The organism is Streptomyces sp. NPDC022910 (genome assembly GCF_055561075.1).
Window position 1 is genome coordinate 1 of the sequence record NZ_JBVHHL010000119.1, and the last position, 7,973, is coordinate 7,973.

At 68.2% G+C, this 7,973-nt stretch carries 9 protein-coding genes; 4 read left to right on the top strand and 5 right to left on the bottom strand.

Annotated features, from left to right (window positions below; genetic code table 11):
* The 3 genes from ACZ3TS_RS41945 to ACZ3TS_RS41955 form a co-directional block, all read left to right on the top strand.
* On the top strand, positions 1-503 hold a 503-nt coding region (locus tag ACZ3TS_RS41945), incomplete at its 5' end, for a transposase (protein ID WP_467628209.1).
* A gap of 17 nt (positions 504-520) precedes the next feature.
* Positions 521-2,032, top strand: coding sequence for a polymorphic toxin-type HINT domain-containing protein (locus ACZ3TS_RS41950; protein ID WP_467628212.1), 1,512 nt, complete (start codon positions 521-523; stop codon positions 2,030-2,032).
* A 15-nt stretch (positions 2,033-2,047) separates the two neighbouring features.
* Positions 2,048-2,560 (top strand): hypothetical protein, encoded by a 513-nt coding sequence (locus ACZ3TS_RS41955; RefSeq protein WP_467628214.1) that lies wholly within the window; start codon positions 2,048-2,050, stop codon positions 2,558-2,560.
* Between the two features lie 90 nt (positions 2,561-2,650).
* Here ACZ3TS_RS41955 and ACZ3TS_RS41960 read toward each other — a convergent pair whose 3' ends face one another.
* The 3 genes from ACZ3TS_RS41960 to ACZ3TS_RS41970 are packed head-to-tail and all read right to left on the bottom strand — an operon-like array spanning position 2,651 to position 5,876.
* Positions 2,651-3,961, bottom strand: a complete 1,311-nt coding sequence (locus tag ACZ3TS_RS41960) for a tyrosine-type recombinase/integrase (protein WP_467628217.1) — start codon at positions 3,959-3,961, stop codon at positions 2,651-2,653.
* Positions 3,958-4,146: a helix-turn-helix domain-containing protein gene (locus ACZ3TS_RS41965; RefSeq protein ID WP_467628219.1), complete on the bottom strand. Its 189-nt coding sequence runs from the start codon at positions 4,144-4,146 to the stop codon at positions 3,958-3,960. The genes ACZ3TS_RS41960 and ACZ3TS_RS41965 overlap by 4 nt, the downstream gene beginning before the upstream one ends.
* Positions 4,143-5,876, bottom strand: coding sequence for a replication initiator (locus ACZ3TS_RS41970; RefSeq protein ID WP_467628222.1), 1,734 nt, complete (start codon positions 5,874-5,876; stop codon positions 4,143-4,145). The genes ACZ3TS_RS41965 and ACZ3TS_RS41970 overlap by 4 nt, the downstream gene beginning before the upstream one ends.
* 395 nt (positions 5,877-6,271) lie before the next feature.
* On the opposite strand from ACZ3TS_RS41970, the gene ACZ3TS_RS41975 reads away from it, so the two are divergent.
* Positions 6,272-6,580 (top strand): GntR family transcriptional regulator, encoded by a 309-nt coding sequence (locus ACZ3TS_RS41975; RefSeq protein WP_467628225.1) that lies wholly within the window; start codon positions 6,272-6,274, stop codon positions 6,578-6,580.
* A gap of 463 nt (positions 6,581-7,043) precedes the next feature.
* On the opposite strand, the gene ACZ3TS_RS41980 is transcribed toward ACZ3TS_RS41975, so the two are convergent.
* The gene (locus tag ACZ3TS_RS41980) at positions 7,044-7,454 is read right to left on the bottom strand and encodes a type II toxin-antitoxin system VapC family toxin (RefSeq protein WP_467628227.1); all 411 of its coding nucleotides are present in this window, start codon (positions 7,452-7,454) and stop codon (positions 7,044-7,046) included.
* Complete coding sequence (locus ACZ3TS_RS41985; RefSeq protein WP_467628230.1) at positions 7,451-7,672, bottom strand: hypothetical protein; 222 nt, start codon at positions 7,670-7,672, stop codon at positions 7,451-7,453. The genes ACZ3TS_RS41980 and ACZ3TS_RS41985 overlap by 4 nt, the downstream gene beginning before the upstream one ends.
* Between the last annotated feature and the right edge of the window lie 301 nt (positions 7,673-7,973).

The window sequence follows — 7,973 nt, forward strand, 5'->3', positions numbered from 1 at the left end:
GGAAGCGTAGGAACTCCCATCATCGCAGGTCAGCAGGCACCTCTTCCTATTTCCCCGTCCACAGACAGCCCCTCACGCGGTGGATCGAGGCTGAGATCTACCTGTCGATGCCCGGCATCGGCGAGATCACCGGCGCCCGGGTGCTGGCCGAGTTCGGCGACGACCCCACCCGCTACACCTCCGCGAAAGCCCGCAAGAACTACGCCGGCACCAGCCCCATCACCCGTGCCTCCGGCAAGACACACACCGTCCAGGCCCGCTACGCGCGCAACGACCGCCTCGCCGACGCCCTCCACAAGCAGGCGTTCTCCGCGCTGAACACCTCGCCCGGCGCCCGCCGGTACTACGACAAACAGCGAACCCGTGACGCGGGCTACAACCCCGCCCTGCGGCAGCTAGGCAACCGCCTCGTCGGCATCCTCCACGGATGTCTCAAGACCCGTACCCGCTACGACGAGGCCACCGCATGGTCACACCACGCAAACCTCACCACCGCCGCTTGACACTCCGACGCCATGGGATGTCTCACCTGACGGCAGTCCGTCACCCCGACGACACCGGAAAGGACAGCACCGCACCACCCTCGGGCCCGTGGAACCCGACGCCCCCGCAGCGTCACGCGACGGCCAGTCCCGACACGGCACGGGACATATCGGGCAGCCAGCCGCTCACAACGCCGCCGTCAGCCCTCGGAAGAATCGAGGTCAACTACACCCCAGGCGACCGGGAAGGAATCAAGAGGTCGATAAACGACCACCCGGGCTCGGGCAGCACCCCCAACAACACCGAGGCATACGGCAAGCAGTACAAGGCCAATGTCAGCAACAGCACGAACAGCGCCCAGGCGGAAGAACGTGCCCTGGAACGTCAGAAAGCAACAGCCGACGCGGCCGTCGCCGCAGCCAAGAAACAAGCCGCAGGCTTCAAACACCAGATACTCAGCCTCATAGCTGACGTTATCGGCCTCACCGACGCCTACAACTGCTTCACCAAGGGCGACGTCATGGGCTGCGTCAACACCGCCCTCAACGCCGTCCCATGGGGCAAAGCCTTCAAAGCCATCAAGGTCGGTATCGAAGCATTCAAGGTCTGGCGTTCTCTTGACCGCGCCTACACCGCGGTCAAGGACGCGGAAGAGGTCGCCAAGGTCGCAGAGGATGCGCTTGCGGCCGAACGCGCGATCGCTGACGCCGAAAGGGCTGGGGCCGACGCGGTCGAAGAGGCCGGAGGCTGCCTGACACACAGTTTCCTGCCCAGCACCCCGGTGCGACTCGCGAACGGCACGTCGAAAGCGATCAGCAAGGTCAAGGCCGGCGACACGGTCCTGGCCACAGATCCGCAGACTGGCGTAACCGCGCCGGATACGGTCCAGAACGTCATCGTCACCCACGCGGACCGCGACTTCACCACCCTGACCCTGGACACAACCCCAGTCCGAGACCCACCGCAGCACGCACACACTCACGCACCCGATCACGCGCTCGCCCGGCCCACCCTTACCACGACCTGGCACCACCCCTTCTGGGACGTCACCCATCACCGCTGGACCAACGCCCACAACCTCACCCCCGGCACGGAACTACGCCGCCCCGACGGCACCACCGTGACGGTGACCGCAGTCCACAACTTCCACCAGCACGGCACCACCTACGACCTCACCGTCGGTACCCTCCACACGTACTATGTACTCGCCGGGTCGACTCCGATCTTGGTTCATAACTGCACTGTGGCGCCCACGGACCACTATCTCCCGTCGCCTGAGGAGGCTCAGGGAATCATCCAGAATGCTCCTCGTGGGAGTTCCGCTGCGGTGAAGTCGGACCCATATCACCGTGCTCCGTTCTTCATGCAGGATCAAATTGCCGAGCATGGCACGGTCTGGCGGCAACCTCAGCGCGACCCTATGAACCCGGACAATCCCATGCATGTTTCGATACCGGGAGAAGTCAATGGGAAGTCTGGAATATTTCACTGGATCGTGGACCGGACGGGAACGCTCGTGCACGAGGCCTTTGAGCCAGGTCGAGGTTAGTTAAGGAGCGTGCTGATGCGAGAGGTATGGCCGAAGTTCCATCCGGAATCATTCTTTGAGTTCGGTTTCCCGTATGCGGGGGAGCTCTCGTACGGATGGCGTTCGGGACTGATGGACACCGGAACGCTCGTGCAGGTCATCGACGAGCTGAGCCGAAGGGCGCTACCCCTGATGCCCGAGGAACTGGAGATCTCTTTTCGACTCCCAGATGACGTTGATGCCGTCAGGGGGATCGCGGGTGGCCTGCAGAGGTATGAGAAAGGAGACTCTTGCGATATCTGGCAGTACTACGTTGCTGCAGCTATCGGCAGGGCCACCTCGAATTCGGAGACACGATTCGACCTCCTGGACTCGGCATGGGCTGACCTTGGCTATCCGGAGGAGATGAGAGATGTGATCTACCCAGAGGGTGGAATGCCTTCGCATCTCGATTCTAAAGCGGGCAATAGAGCACTGGCTCAATTCATGCATAGATGGCATGCAAGGCTGAGTCGGCGGGTGCCGGAGAGCCGGACTTCGGATAACTGAGACAACTCTTCAGTGCGACCACAGAAGCCCCGCCGAAATATATTCTGGCGGGGCTTCTGATGGTCTTGACGGCAGTAGTTGACGGCAACGTCAGAGGACGGGTGCTGCACAAAGTGGCGGATCGTCGCCGTCGTCCGGCTTGGTGGTCTCCTCTGTGGGGTCGCGGAGCGCGTTGCTGAGGGTGTCGATGGCTTGGCGCTGGAGGCGGAGTCGGACGTGGGCGTAGACGGTGGCGGTGACGCCGATGTGGGCGTGGCCGAGGAGTTCCTTGATCACGACAAGTTCCACGCCCTGTTCCAGGAGCAAGGTCGCCGCCGAGTGACGGAGATCGTGAAACCGGATGCGGCGGAGCCTGGCCCGGCGCAGCAGGGTGGTGAAGTGCCGGGTGAGGGTGGCCCCTTCGATCGGGGCACCGTTGGGTCGGGTGAAGATGTAGCCGCTGTTCTGCCAGCTTTTGCCTGCTGCTTCGCGTTCCTGGCGCTGCTGGGTGCGGTGCTGTTCGAGGGAGCGCAGGCACGGCGTGGGCAGGGCGATGCGCCGTTCGGAACTCTGGGTCTTGGTCGGTAGAGCGGTCAGGCCGCCGGAGTTGGTGCGCTGGAGGGTGCGTCGGATGCTGGCGGTGCCACCGGTGAGGTCGAGGTCTTCCCAGCGCAGGCCGAGGAGTTCGCCCTTGCGGAGCCCGGTGTGCAGAGCGAGTTCGAACAGCGGCTGCAACCGGTGACCGCTGGCGGCGGTCAGGAACTCGCGTGCTTCCTCGGCGGTGAGGGGTTCGAAGCGGCGGGGCCGAGGTGTACCGGTGCGGACGTTGCGGGCGACGTTGCGTGGGACCTCCTCCTCGCGCACGGCATGCTCCAAGGCGGACTTGAGCACGGAGTGGACGTAGGCCAGGGTCAGCGGCGAGAGCCGCCTGGAGCAGCACTTTCCGGCAGCGCAGCACAGGGGCTGGTCGCGGGCAGTGTCGAGGCCGCGCGTGCAGCACTGGCAGGTGGTACGGAGCTGGTTGAGCCAGGTGCGGACGTCCTTGGCGGTGAGCTTGGCCAGCTTCTTCCGTCCGAGGCCAGGGATGAGATACAGCCGGGTAACGGCGGTGTAGCGGGTGTGGGTGTTCTCGCGGAGCTGATGGACGGCGACGTTCTCCAGCCAGTACGTCAGGTATGCGGCCAGGCTGCCCTGCGCGGACGGAGCGGGGACACCACGGTTGCTGGCGGCGATCTTCTCGGTCAGTTTGGCCAGCGCATCCTTGCGTGAGCTGCCGTAGACGCGGACGCGTTTGCGGGTGTTGCCGGGGGCGAGGACGTATCCGGCGGCTTCCCAGCGGCGGTCCTTGCGCTGGTAGACGGTTCCGTCGCCGTTGGCGCGGGTGCGGCGGGAGGCGGGGGTGTCGCGGGGTGTGGTCGTCATGCGGCTTCCTGGTCGAGGCGGGTGCGGATGAAGTCGGTCAGGGCGTGTGCGGGGATCCGGCGGGCGCGGCCGAGGGTGAGGGAGGTGAGCTGACGAGAGCGGATCAGGTCGTAGACGGCGGTGCGGCTGAGTTGGAGGCGGGCCATGACCTGGGGGACGGTGAGGAGTTCGGTGCCGGCGGTCACGCGACGGCCCCCGCCCGGACAGCACCGGTCAGCCGATGAGTGGAGTGACCGACCGGGTGACCGGCGCGGTCACCTGGGCGCTCCGAGTGCCGGGTTCGGGTTGGTTGCTCGGGTCGGGTCTGTCGCGTCGCGGTCAGGAGGTCGCCGAGGTGTTCGAGTTCGGGCAGGAGGCCGGTTCCGGCGTACTGCCAGTGGGAGATGACCAGCGTCGTGTCCGAGTCCACGCGCTGACCGGCGATGTTGCCGTGACCGAGACGGTGACCGGCGGCCAGGTCAGTGGAGTGTTCGGCGCGGTCACCGACCGGACTGCCGTCCGTCTGGCCGGTCTGCGGCTCAGTCGGCGCTGGGGCTGGGGTCTGGGTGTCGGGTCGGCCGGTTCGCCAGGCGGTGCGTTCGGCGCGGAGGTGGGCGAGGGTGGTGGAGTAGTGGCGGGTGCGGGTGGAGAAGTGACCTCGGAAGCCGAGCATGTGGGCCCACTGGCGCAGGCGGAGGTGGGCGTGCCGGCGCTTGGTGGCGAGGTGCCAGGCGGTGCGGATCATGCGGCGGGCGTGGTCGGTGATGTCGTGGGTGGCGAGTTCGGCGAGGAAGCGGAGGCGGCGGTCGAGGGTGCCGGTGGTGGTCTCGGCCCCCTTGGTGGCGTACTTGGCGATGTAGCCAGCGACGTGCCGCTCGGTGACCGGGCCGCCACCGGTGAAGTCCGTACTGCGGATCGCCCGGACGTCGATCTGCCGCCCGAACCGGAACACCAACCGCCCCGTCCGGTCTGAGGCTTGGGGCGGGGACGCGGGGACGTATCCGGCGGGCTGCGGTTGCTTCGGCGGTTCGCCCTCGTGGTGGACGCGGGTGCATTGGGCGGCGGCGCGGACGGCGTGGTCGAGGAGCTGGGCGGTGGCCCAGGCGGGCGGGGTGCTGCTGGGGCCGGTGGGTCCCTCGAGGCGGATGACGGCGTGGAAGTGGACCTGGCCCCGTTTCTGGTACTCGGCGACCTTGGCGTAGGAGAGCGTGGCGTGGTGCCGCAGGGCCCGCTGCGTCACCCCAGCCGCCTTGGCGATCTCCCGCCGCAGGTGGGTGGTGAAGCGTGCCCACAGGGCCGGGGCGTGCGCGTTCCACAGCACCGCGCCCGTGTAGTCGTACCGCTCGGGGTCGAGCGGGGTGCCCAGCAGCCGGTCGTCGTCGGAGTGGACCTGGCCGCAGTGGCAGCGGCCGGTGTCGGGCTGGTTGTGGACGGGGCCGAAGCCTGGGGCGGTGAGGGTGGCGAAGACGCGGGGGTGGGCGGCGACGCTGGTGGGGACGGTCTTGCCGCCGCGCAGGCCGGCGGCGATGAGTTGGTAGGTGTCGTAGCGGTAGACGGTGGAGCAGGCGGGGCAGCGGGTGGCGCGGCGGTTGCCGCAGCGGACCAGCAGTTCGCCCGCCGGGAGCCGGCCGGAATCGAAGTGGTCGAGAATCTCACCGGTCGCGCTGTCCAGACGGGTGCGGTGCCCGGTCAGGCGGATCGGGTGCGCACAGCCGCCGAGGGAGGTTATCTGTCGTGCGAGGGGTGCGAGTTGGCCGGTGGCGGCGAGCTTCGCCAGCTTGGCGGTGAGCCTGGCGCGGCGCTCCAGCGCCGACCGCCCCGCCTCCGAGGCGGTGACGTCCGCCGGGCAGGTCGGCGTCGTGAACGCCGATGGCGAGGGATGCGACGAGGCGGCTGGAACGGTTGTGGAATATGAGAGTTGGAGCTGTGCGGGCATGTGGAAAGGGGCCTTTCGGCGGGAACGCGGAAGCGGTACGGCGCGGGGTGACGTGGGCAGGCCGAAGTGATCGGCTCACAAGGGAAGGAGGCGCCTCGAAGTTGGGCGCTGGGCCAGACCAGAGGGGGTCCGGTCGGCGGGGCGCGGTGGTGATCACATCCCTCCTGATTCCTTTCTTGCGGGTGGTGGGGCGCGGGTAGTGTGGGGCCGGTTTCCGGGTTTGGACGGGCCGGATTTTGCTGGTAGAGGGCATGGGAAAGCAGGGGGTGGCCGGGCGTGGTGGTGGCGAGGCGCGGGCGCGGGCCGGCGGGCAGCGGGGTGCCGCTGACGTTCGAGGTGATCGCCGAGTCCCTGCGTGAGCGGATCCGCTCGGGTGGGTTGCGGCCGGGGACGCGTTGCCGACGCAGGCGGTGCTGATGCGGGAGTTCGGGGCGGCGAGCCTGACCGTGCAGAAGGCCATGGCCCTGCTAAAGCAGGACGGGTGGGCGGTCTCCCGTCCCGGCAAGGGCGCCTTCGTCGCCCACCACGACCACGCCGCCGACGATGCCGACCTCGACGGCCCCGAGGCGACCGCACCCGTCGGCGGGACGACGGCCCGCGTCGAGGCGCTGGAACGTGCGCTGGCTGAGGCCGCTCGGCAGATCGCCGACCTTCGTGGCCGCGTCGAGGCCCTGGAGTCGGGCAGCGGCGAGCGGGGCCACTGACCCGCCGTGCCGGGCGGGCACGGGGCGTGCGTTCAGATTTTCTCTACGAGGTTCAAGGCGGGCCCCGCCCGCATTGGCTGACCGCCGTCGCCGACAAGCCCGCCGTTCGCTCGGGAGGCCAGCCGCCCCGGCAAGGGAACGGCCCAGGACTGCGAGAGCGGCAACCGGCCAGATTGCCGGGATGACCGGCTCCTGGCGGGTCCAGCAAGTTGTCGCCTACGACCGTCCTACGGCCGGATCGCAGGCACAGGGCCAGCCAGGGGGCCGACCCTTCAGGTGCGTCGCGCTGGGCTCACCGGGGGCGGCGGCCGGTCCCGCCTGCGGCGGGGAGCGAAGCTTCCGGGCCCGTCGCTGGCAGGCCCCTCCCCGGGAAACGGGCCGGCCGGGGGAGCACTGCACAGGACACCGGTCCTAGATCCCACCGCCCCCACGCGCGACCGGGCACGTCAGCGTGGCAGCCTGGCTACGGCAGGAGGGTGAAGGAGCGGGGCGCCTTGGGACGCACGACGCTGAAGTGACGGCGGTCCAAGGTCGCGATGGCATCCGCGCCGAGCCGCTCGGCGACGGCGAAAACGGACGCGTCGACCGCGCCGAGGGGAAAGTCGGCGTACTTCTCGACCAGTTCGACCATGCGGTCGATGTCCTGGGCGGCCAGGGGGATCAGGCTGATCTGCCCGAGACTGACAGAGCGCAGGAAGGCGGCTTCCGCGCGGGTGCCGTGCTCGCGTTCCAGGAGGTAGCAGACCTCGGTGAGCACGGGATAGGGGACCAGCAGCGGGCGTGGAGTGCGGCGCATCAGCTCCACGCAGCGGGCGTGGTCCTGGTCGTCGGCATCGGCGGCGGCGACAAGCGCCCCGGTGTCCCAGATGATCACTCGGTCTCGCGCCCCAGTTCGGCGCGCAGGATCTCGCTGGAGCGGGCGCCCAGGTCACCCTTGCCGCTGGACAGCGCGCCGACGAAGTCGGGCAGGGGCCACTCCTGCCCGCCGTCCTCGGCCGGAGTGCTCTCCCGCACGAGGGCCAGTATCGGCGCGACCTGCGACTCCGGTAGCCGGTCGATCAGCTCGTGCAGCTCTTCACGCAAGGTGTTCATGACGCCAGGATAGGGACAACCCGCACGGCGCGGGAGCCCGAACGAGGGCGGACCGCCAGTCACCCCATGTGGTCTATACCGCTGACGGCAGTAGTGACGGCAACAACCACGGACATCAACACACAACCACGGACGCCAGCGGACCGCCAAACCGCCTCCGACCTGCGAATATGCAGGTAGAGAGGGGTCGCCAGCACACGTACTATGGTAAACATTCAGCTGGTGTGCGCTGGGTGATGGATTCAGGCGTGTGGTCACGGCCGGTGACCGTGTTGGTCGTCGGCTGGCGGGTGGTCAGGCG